This is a genomic window from Achromobacter sp. 1014246743, from assembly GCF_059760725.1.
In genome coordinates, this window is sequence record NZ_JCBANA010000007.1 from 1 (window position 1) to 19,790 (window position 19,790).

Genomic DNA, 19,790 nt, shown 5'->3' on the forward strand with positions numbered 1-19,790 from the left:
GCGACAGCAATGCGGTGCTGGACGCGTTTCCCGAAACGCTGATGGCCTCGGTGGCCGACGACCTGAAGGCGCTGCGCCTGACCGCCGGCTTCACCCAGCTCAGCCGCGCCCAGCCCACCGACTGCGCGCCGCTGGTGATGGATGCCGTCAAGGCTGCCGCCGACCAGCTGGGCTACGCCAGCATGCGCCTGCCCAGCGGCGCCGGCCACGACGCGGTCTACATGGCGCCCACCGGCCCCATCGGCATGATCTTCATCCCCTGCCTGAACGGCCGCAGCCACTGCCCCGAAGAATGGATCGAACCGGCGCAACTGCTGGACGGCACGCGCGTGCTGTATCAGACGGTGCTTGAATTGGATCGGGTGCTGCGCGGGTAAATCACGGACGCCAGCTTGCGAATGCCCTGGCGCGCCGCCACGACCGCCACGGCCAGCGGCAACGCGATGTCCCACTGGGCCAGGAACAATTCAAAGGTCGGTTCCCAGCGCGCCCAGGTGTTGCCGAACACGATCGGGGCCGGCGGCCCCAGATAAATGGCCAGCAGCGCCGCCCCCATGCCGGCCACGGCGCGGCCGATGGCCGATCGGCCCAACGGCGTAAACCGTTCGGCCACGGCCAGCGCCAGCCAGGCCACCAGGCCGGCGAATGACGCATCCAGAAAGAAGTCCGACCGCTCGTACAGATAAGGCGCATCGGGCATCGCCAGTCCGTACGACCCGGTCTGCAACTTGGCCGTCAGGCAGGCGCCGAACAGCGCCGCGGCGGCAAACAGCAGCAGAAAATCGCAAAGCCGCGACAAGAGTCTGATAGGCATGGCAGCAAGGAAAAAGGACAAGAGCGGCGCAGCATGCCACAAACCGGCGCCGGGTCGCCACGGCAGCCCACCCGCGCTACAGTAACCGGCACCCTGGATCCCGCCCGCCGCCATGCGCCTGCCCCACCTGTTGATCGCCCTCGCCCTGGCCTGCGCCGGGGCAAGCCCGGCCCCCGCCGCCCCCGCCGCGCCGCTGATCGATCAGCCCTACGGCCCGGACGCGGCGCAACGGGCGGACGTCTATCTGCCCGGTCGTTCATCCGGACCGGCCGCCCCCGTCCTCGTCATGGTGCACGGCGGCGCCTGGAAAGGCGGCGACAAGGCCGCCTCGGATGTCGTCGACAACAAACTGGACTACTGGCTGCCCAAGGGCTTTGCGATCGTCTCGGTCAATACCCGGGTACTGCCAGCCGCGCGTCCAGAAACCCAGGCACAGGACCTGGGCCTGGCGCTGGCCTGGGTCCAGCGCGAAGCGCCCGGCTGGGGGGCCGATCCGGACCGCATCATCGTCATGGGCCACTCGTCCGGCGGCCACCTGCTGGCGTTGCTGGCCGCCGACGCCGCCATGCGCCAACGCACCGGCGCACGGCCCTGGCGCGCCAGCGTGATCCTGGACGGCGCCGGCTTCGACCTGCTGGACGTCATGCCCCGGCCCCACGCCCCCTTCTACGACGACGCCTTCGGCGCCGACCCGGCCCAGTGGGCCCAGGCCTCGCCCGCCGCCCAACTGCGCGGCCCGCTATCGCCAACCCTGCTGGTGTGCTCGACCCTGCGGCCGGATCCGTGCCGCCGGTCGCGCAGCTACGCCGACCAGCTCGCCGCGCATGGCAACCAGGCGGAAATCCTGGGTATCGCGCGCAATCACGCCCAGATCAATGCGGACGTGGGTGCAGACAACGACGAAACCCGCGCCATCTCGCGCTATATCGACGCCCATCTGGCGCGCTAGACCGCGACGAACCCCGGCATCGGCGGCCGACGCGCTGCGCGCCGCCACGCAACTTAAATCGCGAAGGAAGGTCTATTCGGAACGCGTCGCGACGCTTCAATACAGGTTTGCATGATGACTTCGCCCTTGCACCGCCCCATTGCAGGCATCCCTCCGGCCCCTGCGCGCCGCCTGCCGCCCCGCTGGCGATACGCAACGGGTCTGCTGCTGACCCTGGCCGGCGCGCAGGCGCTGGCGGCCGCGCCGCAGTGCCCGACACCGCCTCCCGGGCCGCCCGACCTGCAAGGCACGGGCTATTACACCGACGCCGCCCACTCAAAGATCGATCCGCAGTTGCAGACCCGCAACCGCGCCCAGACGCGCCCCCTGGACGACTACGCGCAGCGCATCGCCACGATGTCCGACGCCTACCTGGCCGACAACGACGCCGCCGCAGGCCGCTGCGCCCAGGCCTGGCTGGCCGCGTGGGCGCAGGACGGCGCGATGCTGGGCCGCATGATCCGCAGCAACAACGACCAGCCCGACTACCTGCGTCAATGGACCCACGGCGCCGCTGCCCTGGCCTACCTGAAGACCCTGCCGCTGGCCACGCCGGCGCAGCGCGGCGTCATCGAACCCTGGCTCAGGCAACTGTCCCGCGCCAACCTGGCCTACTGGGACGATACCCGGCACAAGCGCAACAACCACTATTACTGGACCGGCGTCGGCATCATGGCCACGGCAGTGGCAACCCACGATGCCGACCTGCTGCGCACCGCGCAGGCCATTTACCGCAAAGGCGTGGAAGACATCCAGCCAGACGGCAGCCTGCCCATGGAAATGGCGCGCGCCCGCCGCGCCCTGCACTATCACGACTACGCCGCCGCCCCGCTGGTCATGATGGCCGAACTGGCCTACGAAACCGGCCACGACTGGTACGCCTACCGCGAGGGCGCGCTGGGCCGGCTGGCGCACCGTGTGGCAGATGGCTATCGCGACAGCGCCTGGTTCACCCAGCGCGCCGGTGCGCCGCAAGAGGCCGAACGGCCACACGGCAGCAGCGGCTGGGTCGAGTTCTACCGCCAGCATGCCACCGATCCGCACGACTTCGATGCCATGCACGCCGAAGGGCCGTTCAAGGACCCCCGCCTGGGCGGCAACCTGACCCTGATGGCCCGCCACGGCGTCGTGCCCAAACCCTGACACAGGCGTAAACTGGAACGACAAACAGGCTGTACGCGGCCGCCGAGGGGCAGCCGCCGGAGATCACCATGAAACCCATCCCGACACGCGCGCTGGCTTTGCTGGCCGCCCTGCTTATTCTGGGCGGCTGTTCGTCCCTGGGCCCTGGCGGCCCGCCACATCCTGGCGCCGCCAATCCCTACAGCAGCGGCGGCTTCCGCGACGCCGGCCCGAATTATCCGGATACCGGTCCGTAATCACACGCCCTTGCCTGTGCCGGCCCGCCTTCTCTGGCGTCAGCCGGCCGCCGGCTTGGCCGCATCAGATCAACACCAGCGCCAGCAACCACGCCGACACCAGCGACGTCGCCGCCTGACGCGCCGCCAGGCCCCACGCCTGACGAGCCCCCAGTTCGCGCCCCACGGTCCATAGCGTCACCAGGCAAGCAGAAGCGGTGGACGCCAGCCACACCAGCACGAAGGTCTGCGCCACCGTCAGTTGCGCCAGCAGCGCGCCCTGCCCCTGGTTCAGCGCCAGCAGGCCATCCTTGCGCAACAGCGAAAACACCACGCCGCCCGCCGCCTGCGCCGGCAAGCCCAGCGCCGCCATGGGCGCGGCCAGCCACGACGACAGCGCCTGGATGGCGCCCATGCCTTCCAGCAGGGATGCGAACAGGCAGATCAGCAGAAACACCGGCATCGCCTGCTTCAGGAATTGCGCCAACACGGCGCGCAGACGCCAGGCCACCCCGCGCCAGGACGGCCATTGCAGATACGCCTGGCCGGACAGCGACGCGGCGGCATCGGCCCGCAACGCCCCGTGCCACAGCCGCGTGTGCACCGCACCGACGACGAACAGCAGGAACAGGTACGGCGCAAACAGCCACAGCCGCCCGGCCGCGCCGAACACCGACAGCGTCGCGCCGATCTGGTAACTGCACGCCGAACCGAACGCGATCAGACTGACGCAGGCGCGCCGCGTGCAGGCCGAGCAGCCCCGGCTCTGGAACGTGGCCACCACATTGCAGCCAAAGCCCGACAGCACCGGGATCAGGTCGCGTCCGCTCAGGCCGATGTGCCGCAGCGCCGGGTCCAGCGCCGCGGTCATGCGGTCCTTCAGCCCGCTTTCTTCGGACAGCGCCATCGACACGCCGATCAGCGCCACCACCGGAAACGCCCAGATGAAGGAATACAGCCCCAGGCTGACCAGGCCATAGCTGCCGACCAGCACCGTCTGCAACGCGGCCGGCGCGAGTGCCAACGCCTCGGTCAGCGGCTGCACCAGCGCGGCATCGGCCCAGGGTTGCAGCCAGCCGGACAGCAGGTAGGCCAGCACCACCGGCAACGCAAACATCGATACCAACGCCAACAATGCCCACCACGCCCCCAGCCGGGCGTGGTCGAACGGCGTGCGCTGCGGCCGGCGCAGGCCGGCCGCGTGCCAGGCGATCAACGGTGCAGGCGCGGCGGGCAGCAAGGCCGCGCCCGCCAACGCCGCACGCACCGCCACCAGTTCCTGCGTCGCAGGCGTGCGCGCGTTGATGGCCGCCACCGGCACGCCCAACGCGGCGCCGCAACGCGCAGCCAGCGCCGGTCCGTCGTCGCACTTGTCCGCGAAGGTCAGCACCACGCACACACGCCGCGCCCCCGCCAGCATGGCCAGCAGTTCGCGCATGCGCGCCGGCGCATCGGTCACGCGCATCACCACCGCCACCACGGCGGCGGGCGTCAGCCGCGCCAGGGCCAGTCGGGTGGCGGCGCTGTCTTCGCGCAGCCGCACGCCCGGCGTATCCACCAGCCGGGTGCCGGTATCGCGCAGCCAGGCCTCGCGGCAGGCCACGGTGGACCCCGGCACGTTGTTCTCGTCGCCGACCGCCTGGCCCGTCAGGCTGCGAAACAGCGCCGATTTGCCCGCATTCTCCAGCCCGGCCAATACCACCGTGTCAGCATTCGCAGGCGTCATCGCAGCAATCCGCATTGCCGAACGGGCCCCAGGCACCCGGCGCCTCTTCTTGCGGCGGCAGGCCCAAGTGCTGTGCCACCCTCCGCGCCACGCCTTCAAAGCGCTGGCGGAACTTATAGATGAAGCAATAGATGCGGCGGTCCTGCCGCACCTGCGGCCCCGCCAGGAACAGGCCGGGCGTCAGCGTGGATTCGTCATGCGCGCTCAGGACCGGCCGGCCATCGGCCGTCCAGTCGAAGCATTCGCGGATCAACTGCGCGCCGCCGCCCCGCAGAAAGCCGGTGCCCAGGATCGGCTCGTGCACGCTGGCAAACACGCGGCCGTCCTCGGCCAGCGCCACGAAGCCCGCGGCCTCGCGCCGCACCTCCAGCACGTTGACCCCGAACGCGATCTGCAACCGACCGCTGTCCAATGCCTGGTACAGCCGCTGACGGCTGTACGGCGACAGCGACAGGCTGGGGTCGTGCGGGCTGGCCGGGTCCCAGGTCGACTTGCGCGCCAGCAACTGCACGCGGGCGCCGCCGGCCACCAGGTTCACGGCCGCATCCACGCCGCTTTCGTAGCCGCCGATCACCAGGTAGTCATCGCCGTCGAAGGCAGACCAACTGTCCACCTCGGCGTAATGCACGCAAGCCTGCGCCCCCGCAAAGGGCCGCAGGTCCGGATACTGGTATTCACCCGTGGCCCACACCACCGACCGCGCCAGCGCCGTCCCCTTGGACGTATCCAGCCGAAATTCGCCGCGCGGCCCGCGCGCCAGCCCCGTCACGTCGCACCCCAGCGCCAGCGGCACCTCGTGGGCCTGCGCCACCCGTTCGAGGTACTGCGCATAGCGTGACCCGTCCAGGTGCTCCATGCCCGCCGACAACGCGGGCGAACTGGTCTCGGTCACGGCGTTCAGGTCCGCCAGGCCAAACGGATTGCTGTAGAACGACGGCGTGATGAAGCGCGTTTCCTGCGGCCATGCCAGGAACGAGGCGCCCACCTGGTGCCGGTCGATCACCACGAGCCGCCGCACCCCGTGCCGCGCCAATGCGACAGCCATGCCGATCCCGGCGGGGCCGGCGCCCACCACGGCAACGTCAAGCACGTTCGATTGCACGATGCGCCGTTACTTGTTTTTCGCGCCGCCCTGGCGCGCCTTGAAGCGCGGGTTGGACTTGCAGATCACGTAGATGCGCCCGCGGCGTTTGACGACCTGGCAGTCCCGGTGGCGGGTCTTGGCGTCTTTGAGAGAGGAAAGGACTTTCATGCGGGGCTCCGGAAGGAATGAGAATGCAGGCCCCGATCTCGCGCCAGCGGGATCAAGGGCCAGACAATAATGATATGTAATAACATTCTATTTGTCACGCCGCATTCAAAACCAGGGCTTGCAGCCATGGCGCCTCGCAGGTAAATTGTTGACAATCCATCGCCCGAAGGCGACTTAAACCGGGTTTTCACCCAGATAAAGACCAGATTGTTGACACAATGAGCAAAGTGCTGACGCTACCCAGCGCCGAGCCTGGCGATAACGAGACCCTGGCGGAACACATCTTCCGCAAGATCCAGTCCGCCATCGTCAAAGGCGAAATCGCCCCCGGCAGCAAGATCTCAGAACCGGAACTGGCGCGCATCCATGGCGTCAGCCGGGGTCCGCTGCGCGAGGCCCTGCACCGGCTGGAAGGCCAGAAGCTGCTGGTGCGCGTGCCGCACGCCGGCGCCCGCGTCGTGTCGCTCAGCCCCAAAGAGCTGGCCGAGCTGTATGAAATCCGCGAATCCCTGGAAGGCATGGCCTGCCGCCTGGCTGCCGACCGCATGCCGCCCGCGGAAATCGAAGAGCTGCGCCAGGTGCTGCAAGCCCACGAAAAAGACGCAGCCTTCCAGGCAGGCATCGGCTACTACCAGCAGGAGGGCGACTACGACTTCCACTACCGCATCGTCAAAGGCAGCGGCAACGACATGCTGTTTCGCATGCTCTGCGACGAGCTCTACCAACTGGCGCGCATGTACCGCATCCAGTATTCGACCACCCCGAATCGCCCCCGGCAGTCGTATGCCGAGCACCACCGCATTCTTGACGCCATCGCCGACCGCGATGGCGAGCTGGCTGAACTCCTGATGCGCCGCCACATCCGCGCATCCCGTCTCAACATCGAAAATCAGATCGCTCAGGGCAACCTGAAGCGCACCGAGGCATGAACAAATCCTATCGCAAGCCCCTGCCCGGCACCCGCCTGGACTACTTCGACACCCGCGCCGCCGTGGACGCCATTTCGCCCGGCGCGTACGACCGCCTGCCCTATACCTCGCGCGTGCACGCCGAGAACCTGGTGCGCCGCTGCGACCCCGCGATGCTGACCGATGCGCTCAAGCAGCTGATCGAACGCCGCCGCGACCTGGACTTTCCGTGGTATCCGGCCCGCGTTGTCTGTCATGACATCCTGGGCCAGACCGCGCTGGTCGACCTGGCCGGCCTGCGCGACGCCATCGCCGACAAGGGCGGCGACCCCGCCAAGGTCAACCCGGTGGTGCCGGTGCAGTTGATCGTCGACCACTCGCTGGCCGTGGAATACGGCGGCAACGACCCCGACGCGTTCGAAAAGAACCGCGCCGTCGAAGACCGCCGCAACGAAGACCGCTTCCACTTCATCGACTGGACCAAACAGGCCTTTCGCAACATCGAAGTCGTGCCCCCGGGCAACGGCATCATGCACCAGATCAACCTGGAGCGGATGTCGCCGGTGATCTACACGCAAGACGGCGTGGCCTTCCCCGACACGCTGGTCGGCACCGACAGCCACACCCCGCACGTGGACGCGCTGGGCGTCATCGCCATCGGCGTGGGTGGCCTGGAAGCCGAAAACGTCATGCTGGGCCGCGCCTCGTGGATGCGCCTGCCCGACATCATCGGCGTCGAACTGTCGGGCCGCGCCCAACCCGGCATCACCGCCACCGACGTGGTGCTGACGCTGACCGAATTCCTGCGCAAGGAAAAGGTCGTGGGCGCCTACCTGGAGTTCTACGGCGAAGGCGCCGCCAGCCTGACGCTGGGCGACCGCGCCACCATCTCGAACATGGCGCCCGAATACGGCGCCACGGCCGCGATGTTCTCGATCGACCAGCAGACCATCGACTACCTGCGCCTGACCGGCCGCGAAGACGAGCAGATCGCGCTGGTGGAAACCTACGCCAAGACCGCCGGGCTGTGGTCCGACAGCCTGAAGACCGCCGAATACGAACGCGTGCTGCGCTTTGACCTGTCGACCGTGGTGCGCACCCTGGCCGGTCCGTCCAACCCGCACCGCCGCCTGCCCGTGGCCGACCTGGCCGAACGCGGCATTTCCGGCGTGGTCGAGAACCAGCCGGGCCTGATGCCCGACGGCGCCGTCATCATCGCCGCCATCACCAGCTGCACCAACACCAGCAACCCGCGCAACGTCATCGCCGCGGGCCTCCTGGCGCGCAACGCCAACCGCGCCGGCCTGACCCGCAAGCCCTGGGTCAAGAGCTCGCTGGCCCCCGGTTCCAAGGCCGTGGCCCTGTACCTGGACGAAGCCGGCCTGACCGAAGACCTGGAAAAGCTCGGCTTCGGCGTCGTGGCGTTTGCCTGTACCACGTGCAACGGCATGTCGGGCGCGCTGGACCCCGTGATCCAGCAGGAAATCATCGACCGCGACCTGTACGCCACCGCCGTGCTGTCCGGCAACCGCAACTTCGACGGCCGCATCCACCCCTACGCCAAGCAGGCCTTCCTGGCCTCGCCGCCGCTGGTGGTGGCCTATGCCATCGCCGGCACCATCCGCTTCGACATCGAACGCGACGTGCTGGGCACCACCGCCGATGGCCGCGAGATTCGCCTGAAGGACATCTGGCCCACCGATGCCGAGATCGACGCCACGGTCAAGGCCGCCGTCAAGCCCGAGCAGTTCCGCAAGGTCTACGCGCCCATGTTCGGCATCCAGAACGAACGCCAGGCCGGCGTCAGCCCGCTGTACGCCTGGCGCCCGCAAAGCACCTACATCCGCCGGCCGCCATACTGGGAAGGCGCGTTGGCCGGCGCGCGCACGCTGCGCGGCATGCTGCCGCTGGCCGTGCTGGGCGACAACATCACCACCGACCACCTGTCGCCGTCCAACGCCATCCTGATGGACAGCGCCGCGGGCGAATACCTGCACAAGATGGGCCTGCCCGAAGAAGACTTCAACTCGTACGCCACCCACCGCGGCGACCACCTCACCGCGCAGCGCGCCACCTTCGCCAACCCCAAGCTCTTCAACGAAATGGTGAAGAACGCCGACGGCACGATCAAACAGGGCTCGCTGGCGCGCGTGGAACCCGAAGGCAAAGAGATGCGCATGTGGGAAGCCATCGAAACCTACATGGACCGCAAGCAGCCGCTCATCATCGTGGCCGGCGCCGACTACGGCCAGGGTTCGTCGCGCGACTGGGCCGCCAAGGGCGTGCGCCTGGCCGGCGTCGAAGCCATCGCCGCCGAAGGCTTCGAACGCATCCACCGCACCAACCTCATCGGCATGGGCGTGCTGCCGCTGGAATTCAAGCCGGGCGTGAACCGCAAGACGCTGGGCCTGGACGGCACCGAAAGCTACGACGTGGTCGGCGAACGCAAGCCGCGCGCCGACCTGACGCTGGTGGTGCACCGGCGCAATGGCGAAACGCTGCAAGTGCCCATGACCTGCCGCCTGGACACAGCCGAGGAAGTCTCCATCTACGAAGCCGGCGGCGTGCTGCAGCGCTTCGCGCAAGACTTCCTGGAGGCCGAATCGGCCGGCTCGGCCAAGCAGGCCGGCTGATCCCCGCAACCCTCATCAAGGCGGGCGCCCCGCGCGCCCGCCGCCCACATTCAAGACATCAGGACTGCCCCATGGCCCACGCACCCCAGATCAAGATTGCCGCCACCTACATGCGCGGCGGCACCAGCAAAGGCGTGTTCTTCAAGCTGGACGACCTGCCCGAATCCGCCCGCGTGCCGGGCCCGGCCCGCGACGCACTGCTGATGCGCGTCATCGGCAGCCCGGACCCCTACGGCAAGCAGATCGACGGCATGGGCGCGGCCACCTCCAGCACCAGCAAGACCGTCATCGTCGGCAAGAGCACCCGCCCCGACCATGACGTGGACTACCTGTTCGGCCAGGTCTCGATCGACCAGGCCTTTGTCGACTGGAGCGGCAACTGCGGCAACCTGTCCGCCGCGGTCGGCCCCTTCGCCATCACCAACGGCCTGATCGATCCGGCCCGCGTGCCGCAAAACGGCATCGCCGTGGTGCGCATCTGGCAGGCCAACATCCAGAAGACCATCATCGCCCACGTGCCCATCACCGACGGCGCCGTGCAGGAAACCGGCGACTTCGAACTGGACGGCGTGACCTTCCCCGCCGCCGAGCTGCAGCTGGAATTCATGAACCCGGCCGAAGAAGGCGACGGCGGCTCGATGTTCCCCACCGGCAACCTGGTGGACGACCTGGAAGTGCCCGGCGTGGGCACCTTCAAGGCCACCATGATCAACTCCGGCATTCCCACCATCTTCCTGAACGCCGACGCGCTGGGCTACAGCGGCGCCGAACTGCAGGACGACATCAACGGCGACGCCGCCGCGCTGGCCCGCTTCGAAACCATCCGCGCCCACGGCGCGCTGCGCATGGGCCTGATCAAATCCCTGGAAGAAGCCGCCGCCCGCCAGCACACCCCCAAGGTCGCCTTCGTGGCCGGCCCCAAGGCCTACACCGCGTCCAGCGGCAAGCAGATCGGCGCGAATGACATCGACGTGCTGGTGCGCGCCCTGTCCATGGGCAAGCTGCACCACGCCATGATGGGCACCGCGTCGGTCGCCATCGCCACCGCCGCCGCCGTGCCCGGCACGCTGGTCAACCTGGCGGCCGGCGGCGGCCGGCGCGACCAGGTCTGCTTCGGCCACCCGTCGGGCACGCTGCGCGTGGGCGCCGAGGCCCAATTGGTCGACGGCGAATGGACCGTCACCAAGGCCATCATGAGCCGCAGCGCACGCGTGCTGATGGAAGGCCGCGTACACGTGCCGCGCACGGGGTTCTGAATCGGAAGGGCCTGCGGCATGCGCTGCCGCAGGCCCTCCATCGATGGAACCGTTCCGGGCATGCCCCGGCGCCCACCTGGCGCGCCGCCCGACCCGCAAGGCATTCGCTCCAGCCGCTGCCCTGCATCACGGCCCGGGCCTTACTTGCCCTGCTCTTTAGGCGCGCTGGCCACCAGCGCGTCAAACGCCTTGTCCAGGCTGGCCAGCGAATCCGCGATGTGACCGCGGCGTTCCTTGATCCACTTATCCTGCGACGCCAACTGCTCGCGCGCTTCCTTGATCATGCGATCCATCTCGGCCGGCTGCGGCCCGCCGATGGTGGCGCGGTTCTTCACGATGGCCACCGGGTCCAGCGTCGCGCGGAACTCGGCTTCGCTCATCGGCAGTTCGTTCGGGTACTTCGATCCCTTCATCGCCTCGGCATAGATGCGGCGCGCCTGGTCATACGGGAAGTCCAGCGGCTTGATGTTGTTGGTCTTGGCGTAGGTCACGACTTCCGACGCGAAATGATGCCCATCGCGGAACGGCAGCTTGTACTTGCGCATCAGCACGTCGGCCAGTTCCTGCGACGCCGTCCAGTCGCTGTTCAGTTCTTCCAGCGCACGGTCCGGACTGATGACCATGGCCTTCAGGACCCGGTCCCAGCGCTTGAGCGCCAAGATGCCGCTGTCGACCATCGCCGAATTCTGCTTCACGTCCTTGGGGTCGCTCATGCCCGGGGTGATGTTGTGCGTCTGGATCACCGGCCCCATCGCCAGCGTCACCGCCGTCGACGCATCGCTGCGCGTATCGTTGAGCAAGCCCGGATTGCGCTTTTGCGGCATGGCGCTGGACACATAGGTATTGCCGCCGCCCTCTTCCAGCAGAATCCACGGACGCGATTGCGCGTACTGCGTCATCACGTCTTCCACGAAATTGCCCGTGCGCAATGCGATGCTGGTCACGATGGACGCCACTTCCACCGGCTGGTCCATCGACGAGATCTGCGAGGCGTCATAAGCGTTGTCCACCAGCGCCGTGAAACCCAGGTATTGCGCCATGCGCTTTCTGTCCAGCGGCCAGCTGGTGCCGTTCAGCACCGTGGTACCCATGGGCGAACGGTCGATGCGCACATAAGCCTCGCGGATGCGTTGCGCATCGCGCGCCAGCCCCGCCGCCTGGCCCAGCAGATAGTGGCCATAGCTGTTCGGCTGCGCCGCCACGCCGTTGGTGTAGTTCGGCACGATGGTGCCGGCGTGCTTGGCCGCCAGTTCCACCAGCGTGGTCGACGTGGCGTTCAGCTGGTCCGCCAGTTCCAGCAGCTTGTCGCGCAGGATCGCGCTGCGGTAGGTGGCGTGCATGTCCTGGCTGGAACGGCCCGCGTGCAGCAGCGTCACGTCTTCGCCGGCCGCCTTGATCAGCAGCGGTTCGAACGTGATGACGCTGGCTGGCCGCTTGGCGCCGGGCTGGTTGCCATCGTTGATCACCTTGGCCACGCCGGCCGCCAGGCGCGGCGCCATGGACTTGTCCAGCAGCCCTTCGTCGGTGTTGATCACGGCCGTGGCCTTGTTGATCTCGCCCAGCCAAAAGAACGGGTCGCGCGCGGGCGGCTTGGCAGCGGCGGATGCCGCAGGCGCCTGTTGCGCCAGGGCCGCTTGGCTGCCTAGGGAAAATACAAGGGCTGCGCCCAGGGCGGGCAGAAAATGTCTCATGGCGTTCTCGTTATGGGGAAGAGTCGGCAGGGGAAGCCCCCGATGCCAAGCGCCATTTTTGCGCGGACCGCCATCAAAATGCAATTATCCCGGCTGCCCCGCGGGCACCGCCCACCGCAACACGAAACGCGCGCCGCCCAGCGGGCTGTCGAACACCTGAATGGTGCCGCGGTGGCTGGCCGCCACGCGCTGCACGATCGCCAGGCCCAAGCCCGCGCCGCCCGTGCCGCGGTCGCGGCTTTCATCCAGGCGGGTGAAGGGTTCGAAGACCCGGGCGCGATCCTCGGCGGGGATGCCCGGCCCGTCATCATCCACAATCAGCTCGAAGCCGCCATGCGGACAGCGCGCCAGCGCGATCTCGATGCGGCCGCGCGCGTAGCGCACCGCGTTCTGCACCAGGTTCAAGAGCGCCCGGCTCATGTAGCGCGGGTTCAGGCTGACGTGCGGCGGATGCCCCTCCACCACCACACAGCGTACATTGCGTGCATCGGCCTGGTGCGCCACCTGGGCCAGCGCCTCGCCCAGCCAATCACGCGTATCCACCGTTTCCTGCTTCACGGCGTCGTCGGCGGGCCGCTCCAGCCGCGCATACACCAGCAGCTCGGCCACCATGCTTTCCAGTTCGGAAATATCCGCCCGCATGTCGCGCAGCACCCGGCCGTGTGCCGGCGGCAGGCCGCTGCGGTCCAGCACGTCCACCTCGAACGACAGCCGCGCCAGCGGCGTGCGCAATTCATGTGACACGGCATTGGTCAGGCTGCGCTGGTTCTCGATCAACGTAGCGATGCGGCCCGCCATGTAGTTGAAGCTTTCGCCCACGTGGCGAATGCCCGTCATCCGCGACAACTGCACCCGCATGCCCAGCTCGCCCTGCCCCATGCGCACCGCCGCGTTGCGCAGCCGGTCCATGTCGCGCCACATCGGCAGCGCCCACAAAGCCAGCAGCCCCAAGCCCACCATCACCGTCAGGAAGGTCCATAGACTCCAGGTCAGCAAGGTATCGACCACGCCCTCGCCTGGCAGGCGCAATTCCAGCCATTGCGCCGGCTCGCCCGGCAACGGCACCAGGTGCGTGTTGTATTCGTCGCGCATCACGAAGCCCCGGCTCTCGAGCTGCTCGCGTTCGCCCTGCGTCAACCGCACCTGGTCCGGCGGCAGCAGGCGCAACGCCAGACCGTAGTGCGGCACCACCTGTTCACGCAACGCGGCTTCGCGCTCGGCCGGCGGCACGCCATCCAGCCGCTGGTGCAGTTCGTAGACCTGGCCTCGCAGCGACTGGTAGGCAATCTCGTCCACCGTCGGCTTGAACAGCTTGCCCAGGCCCTTGTCCACCAGCTGGTAGGCCAGGCACAGGCTGATCACGACCACGATGAAGAATCGAACGAAGAATTTGAACATTGCAGGCCCAGGCGCCGACAGCCGGCGGCTCGGGATCATAGGGACAAAAGCCGGCTCCGATCCGCCGCCATTTGTGGGGGATTTGTGAAAAATCGTGAAACACCGGTGACGTGGAAGGCGCGTTATCCTGGCGTTGCCTTCCCGTCCGCTGCCTGGCGGATTCGCTGCGCCAACCTCGAAAGGACTTCCACCCCATGGACCCGCTAGAGAAACTCCTGCGTTCGGGCAAGATCCTGCAATCGTTCCCCGGCGCCGACCGCGCCGCCATCCAGGCCTACGAGCACGCCTGGCAAACGCGCTTTTCCGATGGCTACAAGGCGTTCCTGGCGCGCAGCAACGGCCTGCGCTTCGGCTTCGATTTCGACCAGGCCCACCGGGCCGGCGTCTCGCCCGCGCTGGCCGACATGAATACCTTTTTCGGCATCGGCAATGGCACCCCCCACCTGGACCTGGCGCTGCTGACCCCGAAAATGGGCTTTCACAACCCCGCCTTCCTGCCCTTCGCCCCCGTGCTGGGTTTGGGCGGCGACTTCTGTACCTACGTGGAAATCAGCCAGGGCACGCACCAGGGCCGCATCATGTACACCGATGGCGAGATGGCCTCGGTCTACGAAGACCTGGACATCCGGGGCCAGGATGTCGACGCCCTGGTCGACGGCTTCATTGACGACGGCTGGTTCATGCCCGTCGCTGCGTCGTTCGATGATCTGATCCGGCTGTACGCGAAGATGGCGTGACGGCCGGGAGGCACTCGACAGCCGGCGTGCCCAGACCCTGTCAGCCGCTACGAGGGGCCATGCGAGGCCTCGCGTGCCACCGGCGCCTTGATCAGGAATTCCTTCAGGCTGGCGACCTTGCTCTTCTTGAAGATGCGGTTCTTGTAGGTCACCACCGTGGTGGGCGACAGGCCCAGCGCGCGGCCCACTTCCTTGGCCGTGTGGCCCTGGCGCAGCAGGTTCGCCACCTGGATCTCACGAAACGACAGGTCGGCCGGCCAGGCCGCCACGGGTGCCGGCGCGGCCTCGCGCCGACATAGCTGTTGATGGCGCCGCGCCAGCGCGATCAAGAGCGGCGCGCGGCCGCGCATCAGGTCGGTCACGTCCGCCGAATGCGTGCGCGAAAAATACAGGTTCAGGTAGCTGATGCCTTCGCTGCGCGCCCCGATCAGTGAAATCTTGCTGGCAAAGCCCGGCCGCTCGAACAGCAGGCGGCGGTATTCGGCATCCAGGATGTGTCCCGGCGTGGGCGTCTGGATGATCAGGTCCGGCTGTCCCTCGGGGTGACAGGCCAGGTCGCGCAGCAGCGCGTAGTTGGGATCGCGGCGATAGAACTCATCGTCGACGTAGACGTTGGTGGTCCATTCGATCAGGGACTGGTTCAAGAGGCTGGCGGCCGACGAATACTGCACCGAGCCGTCGTGCCCGTAGAACACGTGGGCCACGTGATCGGCCGCCACCGTTTCGCGCAGGGCCAGCAGCAGCGCGGCATGGAACATCGGCCCGCCCAGGTCCATCACGGCGGATGCCGCCCATTGGTCCGTCCCCCCGGCCGCCGCCAGCGGCGTGCTTGTCTCTTCCATGGTTCTGGGTCCTCGTACGGACGTGTTTTCCCGATTCTAAGGTCAACCCCCGCCTTCCGTGTGTCCTCTTCCGTGAGGACATGACGGGCCCGCGTCGCGCTCCTAGAGTGGGGCAAGAGACAAAACACAAGACGCTAGGGAAAACGATGACAGAGCTTCCCCTCTACCCCTATATCCGGCCCGCCGAGATGGACGGCCCGCGCGCCGAGCCGCATGCCGTCGCCATCGTCGGCGCCGGGCTTTCCGGCCTGACGCTGGCGCTGGACCTGGTGCGCCGCGGCATTGCCGTGGTGGTGCTGGACGACGACAACACCGTCGGCGTGCGCGGCCTGGCCTCGCGCGGCATGGTCTGGGCACAGCGCACGCTGGATATCTTCGACCGGCTGGGCATGGCCGGCGCGGTGGTCGACAAGGGCGTGCGCTGGAACATCGGCCGCGTGCTGTGCCGCGACAAGGCGGTGGCATCGTTCACGCTACAGGACCAGCCGGACATGCGCCACAACGGCTTCGTGAACCTGCAGCAATACTATCTGGAAGCCTTCCTGGTCGACGCCTTGCAGCGTGAACCGCTGGCCGACCTGCGCTGGTTGAACGCCGTCGTCGGCATCGCCCCCTGCGCCGACGGCCCCGTCACGCTGCGGGTACAGACGCCCGACGGCGCCTATGCCACCCGCGCCCAGTGGGTGGTGGCCTGCGACGGCGCACACAGCGCGGTGCGCGGCCTGCTGGGCCTGCAACCGCGCGTCTACGACCGCACCGAAGACCGCTGGATCATCATCGACATCGTCCTGCGCGGCACCACCTGGCCCGAAGAGCGCTGGACCTGGCTGGACGCCGGCAGCAACCACGGCCGCGCGGTCTGGCGCCACAAGATGGCCGACGACACCTGGCGGCTGGATTTCCAGCTGCGGCCCGACGAGGACGCCGAGGCCGCGGCAACAGAGGCCGGCATGCGCCAACGCGTGCGCGACCTGGTGGGCGAATCGGTCGACTTCGATATCGCCTGGCATGGCGTCTGGGCCTACCGCCACGAATGCCTGGACAGCCTGCGCCACGGCCGCGTGCTGTTCGCGGGCGACTCGGCCCATCTGGTCGCGCCCTTTGGCGCACGCGGCGGCAACGGCGGCATCCAGGATGCGGACAACCTGGGCTGGAAGCTGGCGCTGCTGCTGCAAGGGCAGGCGGATGCGTCGCTGCTGGACAGCTACAGCCACGAGCGCAAGCACGCAGCCATGGAGAACATCCGCCAGGCGCGGCGCTCGTCGCGCTTTGTCTATCCCGGCACGGCCCGGTCGGCCGCGCTGTGGCGCGACGCCATCATCGCGCTCGCACCGCAACACGAGGCCACCGCCCGCCTGATCAATACCGGCCGCCTGTGCATGCCCGCGGTCTATCCCCCTTCGCCGCTGGTGCATGGCACCCATGCCCACGCCGGCCGCGCGCTGCCCAACATCGTGCTGCGGCAGGCCGACGGCCTGTCCCTGCATGCGCTGTTGGGCCCCTGGTTCACGGTGCTGGTATTCGGCGAGGCCCTGCCGCCCGAGGCTGCCGTGGCCACGCACGCCGATGCGCGGGTGCACTGGGTCGCGGTCGGGCCGCTGTGCGATGCGCGGGGCCGCGCCGCCCTGGCGCATCAGCTTGGCCTGGCCCTGGACGGCGCGACCTGGCTGGTGCGACCCGATCAGCACCTCATGGCGGCAGGCGACGCGCAGGCGTTTCCCCCCGCGCAGATCACGACCTGGATCGATGCCGCGCTGGGCCGCGCCGACGGCCCGACGTTCCCCACTGCCCCGGCCCACGGCCTGCGGCATTCTCCCGGAGACTCCCTTCATGCCGCCCTCACAGCAACAGCTTGATGACCTGCTCGAACGCCTGATCGCGTTGACCGACCAGCCCGACCCCGTGGATCAACGCGACAGCCTGGCGCGGCTGTCGCTGCTGCTCATCGAAGCGGTGGACGACGCCGCCCGGGTGCAGTCGGCCGTCGATGAAGTGCTGGCGGCGCGCGCCGAACCGCCCCCCCTGCACATCCCCTGACCCACGGAAACGGCGTCAAGACGCCGCATCCCGCCCCGATCCCTCGGCCCACGACGACCTGCTCGCCAGGCCCACTGAAACCCGCATTCCCACCCGATACAGGAACACGATGACCAAGCCCTTTGCCTCCCAGGCCGACGTAGCCGAAAAGAAAACGTCTTTCGTCCGCCTTTCCGACAACGCCTACGCCTACCTCGCCGACGGCGACCCCAACTCCGGCGTCATCATCGGCGACGACTGCGTGATGGTGGTCGATGCGACCGCCACGCCGGTCATGGCCCAACCCCTGATCCGCGCGATTCGCGGCGTCACCGACAAGCCCATCCGCCACGTCGCCCTGACCCACTACCACGCCGTGCGCGTGCTGGGCGCGTCCGCCTTTGCCGCCGAAGGCGCCGTCAACACCTTCGCCAGCCGCGGCACCTACGAACTGATCGCCGAACGCGGCCAGGCCGACATGGACTCCGAGATCGGCCGCTTTCCCCGGTTGTTCCAATCCGCCGAAGGCATCCCCGGGCTGACCTGGCCCACGGTGGTGTTCGAGCGTGAACTGACCGTGAACCTGGGCAACCTGGAAGTGCGCATGATGCATCTGGGCGCCGGCCACACCCGCGGCGATTCGATCGTGTGGATTCCGTCGCAGGGCATCTGTTTTTCCGGCGACCTGGTCGAATTCAATGCCGGCGTCTACACCGGCGACGCCTACCTGGCCGACTGGCCCGCCACGCTGGATGCGCTGCAAGCCTTGCAGCCGCGCCAGCTGGTGCCGGGGCGCGGCCCCGCGCTCACGCAACCCGGCGCCTGCCGCGAGGCCATCGGCTACACGAAGCGCTGGGTAGAGACGCTGTACGGCTGCGCCCGCCAGGGCGTCAGCGAAGGCAAGGGCTTGAAGCAAGTCTACGAAGACACCCGCCGCGTGATGGACCCCGAATTCGGCCACGTCGTCATCTACGAACACGCCATTCCCTTTGACATCTCGCGCGCCTTCGACGAAGCCAGCGGCATCGCCGAGCCACGCGTCTGGACGGCGCAGCGCGACCGCGAAATGTGGGCCGAGCTCACCGCCTGACGCCATCACCACGGAACCCCAACATGAAACTTGCCACCCTGAACCACAGCACCCGCGACGGCCAGCTGGTCGTCGTCGACCGCGCACTCGCCCGCCAGCGCCCCGTGCCCCACATCGCCGCCACCTTGCAGCAAGCCCTGGACGACTGGGCCCGCTGCGCGCCGCTCCTGCAAGCGGAATACGACGACCTGCAAGCCGGCGGCGCCGGCCAGCCGTTCGATGCCGCCCAATGCGCCGCGCCGCTGCCGCGCGCCTACCAGTGGCTGGACGCATCCGCCTACCTCAACCACGTCGACCTGACGCGGCGCGCGCGCGGCGGCGAAATGCCGCCGTCGTTTCGCACCGACCCGCTGATGTACCAGGGCGCCTCTGACGACTTCATGGGCCCCTGCGACCCGATCACCGCCGCCAGCGAAGACCTGGGGGTCGACCTTGAAGCCGAGATCGTAGTGGTCACCGACGACGTGCCGCTGGGCGTGGACGCCGACACGGCGCTGAATCATGTGGTGCTGCTGGGCCTGGTCAACGACGTCACGCTGCGCAACGTGGTGCTGCCGGAATTGAGCAAGGGCTTTGGCTTTCTGCAAGGCAAGCCGGCGTCGGCACTGTCGCCCGTGCTGGTCACCCCCGACGAACTCGCCCCCCATTGGCGGGGTGGCAAGCTGCATCGGCCGATGCAGGTGTGGTTGAACGGCCGGCTGCTCGGCCAGCCCCAGGCCGGCGAGGAAATGCAGTTTCATTTCGGCGAGCTGATCGCACATGCGGCACGCACCCGCCGCCTGGGCGCCGGCACCCTCGTGGGCAGCGGCACCATCTCGAACGCCAGCGATGCCGTCGGCGTGTGCTGCCTGGTCGAAGCGCGGGTGCGCGAGCAACTGCGCGAAGGCCAGATGCGCACGCCCTTCCTCAAGCACGGCGACCAGGTGCGCATCGCCATGCAGGACGACGCCGGCCACAGCCTGTTTGGCGACATCGACCAGCAGGTCCGCATTCCCGGCACCCGCCCGCTGCCCAAGGCCCCGGCGCACCAAGCGGTCACCGCCTGAGCCCGCGCCCTGGCAGCCCCCCAAAAGCAAGCGGC

Annotated in this window: 19 protein-coding genes; 12 read left to right on the plus strand and 7 right to left on the minus strand. The window is 68.2% G+C overall.

Annotation, left to right across the window (positions count from 1 at the left end):
- On the plus strand, nt 1-377 hold a 377-nt coding region (locus tag AC6LJ2_RS04685), incomplete at its 5' end, for a M20/M25/M40 family metallo-hydrolase (RefSeq protein WP_498150894.1).
- On the opposite strand, the gene AC6LJ2_RS04690 is transcribed toward AC6LJ2_RS04685, so the two are convergent.
- Nucleotides 338-814, minus strand: a complete 477-nt coding sequence (locus tag AC6LJ2_RS04690) for a hypothetical protein (RefSeq protein ID WP_498150895.1) — start codon at nt 812-814, stop codon at nt 338-340. The genes AC6LJ2_RS04685 and AC6LJ2_RS04690 overlap by 40 nt on opposite strands.
- Nucleotides 815-926: 112 nt before the next feature.
- Here AC6LJ2_RS04690 and AC6LJ2_RS04695 point away from each other — a divergent pair, with 112 nt between their 5' ends.
- The 3 genes from AC6LJ2_RS04695 to AC6LJ2_RS04705 all read left to right on the plus strand — a co-directional run bounded on the left by AC6LJ2_RS04695 (nt 927) and on the right by AC6LJ2_RS04705 (nt 3,181).
- On the plus strand, nt 927-1,763 hold the full coding sequence (locus AC6LJ2_RS04695) for an alpha/beta hydrolase (RefSeq protein WP_498150896.1): 837 nt from the start codon (nt 927-929) through the stop codon (nt 1,761-1,763).
- 114 nt (nt 1,764-1,877) lie between these two features.
- Complete coding sequence (locus tag AC6LJ2_RS04700) at nt 1,878-2,945, plus strand: alginate lyase family protein (protein ID WP_498150897.1); 1,068 nt, start codon at nt 1,878-1,880, stop codon at nt 2,943-2,945.
- Between the two features lie 68 nt (nt 2,946-3,013).
- Nucleotides 3,014-3,181, plus strand: a complete 168-nt coding sequence (locus AC6LJ2_RS04705) for a hypothetical protein (RefSeq protein WP_263909454.1) — start codon at nt 3,014-3,016, stop codon at nt 3,179-3,181.
- 64 nt (nt 3,182-3,245) lie between these two features.
- On the opposite strand, the gene AC6LJ2_RS04710 is transcribed toward AC6LJ2_RS04705, so the two are convergent.
- The 3 genes from AC6LJ2_RS04710 to ykgO are packed head-to-tail and all read right to left on the minus strand — an operon-like array spanning nt 3,246 to nt 6,138.
- The gene (locus AC6LJ2_RS04710; RefSeq protein ID WP_498150898.1) at nt 3,246-4,886 is read right to left on the minus strand and encodes a nucleoside recognition domain-containing protein; all 1,641 of its coding nucleotides are present in this window, start codon (nt 4,884-4,886) and stop codon (nt 3,246-3,248) included.
- Nucleotides 4,867-5,976, minus strand: a complete 1,110-nt coding sequence (locus AC6LJ2_RS04715; RefSeq protein WP_498150899.1) for an NAD(P)/FAD-dependent oxidoreductase — start codon at nt 5,974-5,976, stop codon at nt 4,867-4,869. Before AC6LJ2_RS04715 ends, AC6LJ2_RS04710 begins: the two co-directional genes overlap by 20 nt.
- 21 nt (nt 5,977-5,997) lie before the next feature.
- The gene (gene ykgO, locus AC6LJ2_RS04720) at nt 5,998-6,138 is read right to left on the minus strand and encodes a type B 50S ribosomal protein L36 (protein WP_025138121.1); all 141 of its coding nucleotides are present in this window, start codon (nt 6,136-6,138) and stop codon (nt 5,998-6,000) included.
- A 218-nt stretch (nt 6,139-6,356) separates the two neighbouring features.
- Between ykgO and AC6LJ2_RS04725 the strand changes: the two genes are divergently transcribed.
- The 3 genes from AC6LJ2_RS04725 to prpF all read left to right on the plus strand — a co-directional run bounded on the left by AC6LJ2_RS04725 (nt 6,357) and on the right by prpF (nt 10,935).
- Entirely contained in the window at nt 6,357-7,067 is a 711-nt protein-coding gene (locus tag AC6LJ2_RS04725; protein WP_263909448.1) for a GntR family transcriptional regulator, read from the plus strand.
- Nucleotides 7,064-9,679, plus strand: coding sequence for a Fe/S-dependent 2-methylisocitrate dehydratase AcnD (gene acnD, locus AC6LJ2_RS04730; RefSeq protein ID WP_445657576.1), 2,616 nt, complete (start codon nt 7,064-7,066; stop codon nt 9,677-9,679). Before AC6LJ2_RS04725 ends, acnD begins: the two co-directional genes overlap by 4 nt.
- A gap of 71 nt (nt 9,680-9,750) precedes the next feature.
- Nucleotides 9,751-10,935, plus strand: a complete 1,185-nt coding sequence (prpF, locus tag AC6LJ2_RS04735) for a 2-methylaconitate cis-trans isomerase PrpF (protein ID WP_498150900.1) — start codon at nt 9,751-9,753, stop codon at nt 10,933-10,935.
- 140 nt (nt 10,936-11,075) lie between these two features.
- Here prpF and AC6LJ2_RS04740 read toward each other — a convergent pair whose 3' ends face one another.
- Together AC6LJ2_RS04740 and AC6LJ2_RS04745 are read right to left on the minus strand one after the other, a co-directional pair.
- Nucleotides 11,076-12,626, minus strand: coding sequence for an argininosuccinate lyase (locus AC6LJ2_RS04740; protein ID WP_498150901.1), 1,551 nt, complete (start codon nt 12,624-12,626; stop codon nt 11,076-11,078).
- 84 nt (nt 12,627-12,710) lie between these two features.
- Entirely contained in the window at nt 12,711-14,024 is a 1,314-nt protein-coding gene (locus tag AC6LJ2_RS04745; RefSeq protein WP_263909440.1) for an ATP-binding protein, read from the minus strand.
- Nucleotides 14,025-14,218: 194 nt separating this feature from the next.
- Here AC6LJ2_RS04745 and AC6LJ2_RS04750 point away from each other — a divergent pair, with 194 nt between their 5' ends.
- A complete protein-coding gene (locus AC6LJ2_RS04750) occupies nt 14,219-14,761 on the plus strand; it encodes an SMI1/KNR4 family protein (protein ID WP_498150902.1) in 543 nt (180 codons plus the stop codon).
- A gap of 47 nt (nt 14,762-14,808) precedes the next feature.
- Here AC6LJ2_RS04750 and AC6LJ2_RS04755 read toward each other — a convergent pair whose 3' ends face one another.
- The gene (locus AC6LJ2_RS04755) at nt 14,809-15,603 is read right to left on the minus strand and encodes a helix-turn-helix transcriptional regulator (protein WP_445657580.1); all 795 of its coding nucleotides are present in this window, start codon (nt 15,601-15,603) and stop codon (nt 14,809-14,811) included.
- A 146-nt stretch (nt 15,604-15,749) separates the two neighbouring features.
- Between AC6LJ2_RS04755 and AC6LJ2_RS04760 the strand changes: the two genes are divergently transcribed.
- The 4 genes from AC6LJ2_RS04760 (at nt 15,750) to AC6LJ2_RS04775 (ending at nt 19,755) form a co-directional block, all read left to right on the plus strand.
- Nucleotides 15,750-17,459, plus strand: a complete 1,710-nt coding sequence (locus tag AC6LJ2_RS04760; RefSeq protein ID WP_498150903.1) for an FAD-dependent monooxygenase — start codon at nt 15,750-15,752, stop codon at nt 17,457-17,459.
- Nucleotides 17,434-17,640, plus strand: a complete 207-nt coding sequence (locus tag AC6LJ2_RS04765) for a DUF2783 domain-containing protein (protein WP_263909432.1) — start codon at nt 17,434-17,436, stop codon at nt 17,638-17,640. The genes AC6LJ2_RS04760 and AC6LJ2_RS04765 overlap by 26 nt, the downstream gene beginning before the upstream one ends.
- 109 nt (nt 17,641-17,749) lie before the next feature.
- Complete coding sequence (locus AC6LJ2_RS04770) at nt 17,750-18,709, plus strand: MBL fold metallo-hydrolase (RefSeq protein ID WP_498150904.1); 960 nt, start codon at nt 17,750-17,752, stop codon at nt 18,707-18,709.
- A gap of 23 nt (nt 18,710-18,732) precedes the next feature.
- On the plus strand, nt 18,733-19,755 hold the full coding sequence (locus tag AC6LJ2_RS04775) for a fumarylacetoacetate hydrolase family protein (protein WP_498150905.1): 1,023 nt from the start codon (nt 18,733-18,735) through the stop codon (nt 19,753-19,755).
- Nucleotides 19,756-19,790: the final 35 nt, after the last annotated feature.

Excerpts from the sequence above, each read along its gene's own strand:
- AC6LJ2_RS04690 (WP_498150895.1), bottom strand. The coding sequence starts at position 814 with ATGCCTATCAGACTCTTGTCGCGGCTTTGCGATTTTCTGCTGCTGTTT.
- AC6LJ2_RS04695 (WP_498150896.1), top strand. The coding sequence starts at position 927 with ATGCGCCTGCCCCACCTGTTGATCGCCCTCGCCCTGGCCTGCGCCGGG.
- AC6LJ2_RS04700 (WP_498150897.1), top strand. The coding sequence starts at position 1,878 with ATGACTTCGCCCTTGCACCGCCCCATTGCAGGCATCCCTCCGGCCCCT.
- AC6LJ2_RS04705 (WP_263909454.1), top strand. The coding sequence starts at position 3,014 with ATGAAACCCATCCCGACACGCGCGCTGGCTTTGCTGGCCGCCCTGCTT.
- AC6LJ2_RS04710 (WP_498150898.1), bottom strand. The coding sequence starts at position 4,886 with ATGACGCCTGCGAATGCTGACACGGTGGTATTGGCCGGGCTGGAGAAT.
- ykgO (WP_025138121.1), bottom strand. The coding sequence starts at position 6,138 with ATGAAAGTCCTTTCCTCTCTCAAAGACGCCAAGACCCGCCACCGGGAC.
- AC6LJ2_RS04725 (WP_263909448.1), top strand. The coding sequence starts at position 6,357 with ATGAGCAAAGTGCTGACGCTACCCAGCGCCGAGCCTGGCGATAACGAG.
- acnD (WP_445657576.1), top strand. The coding sequence starts at position 7,064 with ATGAACAAATCCTATCGCAAGCCCCTGCCCGGCACCCGCCTGGACTAC.
- prpF (WP_498150900.1), top strand. The coding sequence starts at position 9,751 with ATGGCCCACGCACCCCAGATCAAGATTGCCGCCACCTACATGCGCGGC.
- AC6LJ2_RS04740 (WP_498150901.1), bottom strand. The coding sequence starts at position 12,626 with ATGAGACATTTTCTGCCCGCCCTGGGCGCAGCCCTTGTATTTTCCCTA.
- AC6LJ2_RS04745 (WP_263909440.1), bottom strand. The coding sequence starts at position 14,024 with ATGTTCAAATTCTTCGTTCGATTCTTCATCGTGGTCGTGATCAGCCTG.
- AC6LJ2_RS04750 (WP_498150902.1), top strand. The coding sequence starts at position 14,219 with ATGGACCCGCTAGAGAAACTCCTGCGTTCGGGCAAGATCCTGCAATCG.
- AC6LJ2_RS04755 (WP_445657580.1), bottom strand. The coding sequence starts at position 15,603 with ATGGAAGAGACAAGCACGCCGCTGGCGGCGGCCGGGGGGACGGACCAA.
- AC6LJ2_RS04760 (WP_498150903.1), top strand. The coding sequence starts at position 15,750 with ATGACAGAGCTTCCCCTCTACCCCTATATCCGGCCCGCCGAGATGGAC.
- AC6LJ2_RS04765 (WP_263909432.1), top strand. The coding sequence starts at position 17,434 with ATGCCGCCCTCACAGCAACAGCTTGATGACCTGCTCGAACGCCTGATC.
- AC6LJ2_RS04770 (WP_498150904.1), top strand. The coding sequence starts at position 17,750 with ATGACCAAGCCCTTTGCCTCCCAGGCCGACGTAGCCGAAAAGAAAACG.
- AC6LJ2_RS04775 (WP_498150905.1), top strand. The coding sequence starts at position 18,733 with ATGAAACTTGCCACCCTGAACCACAGCACCCGCGACGGCCAGCTGGTC.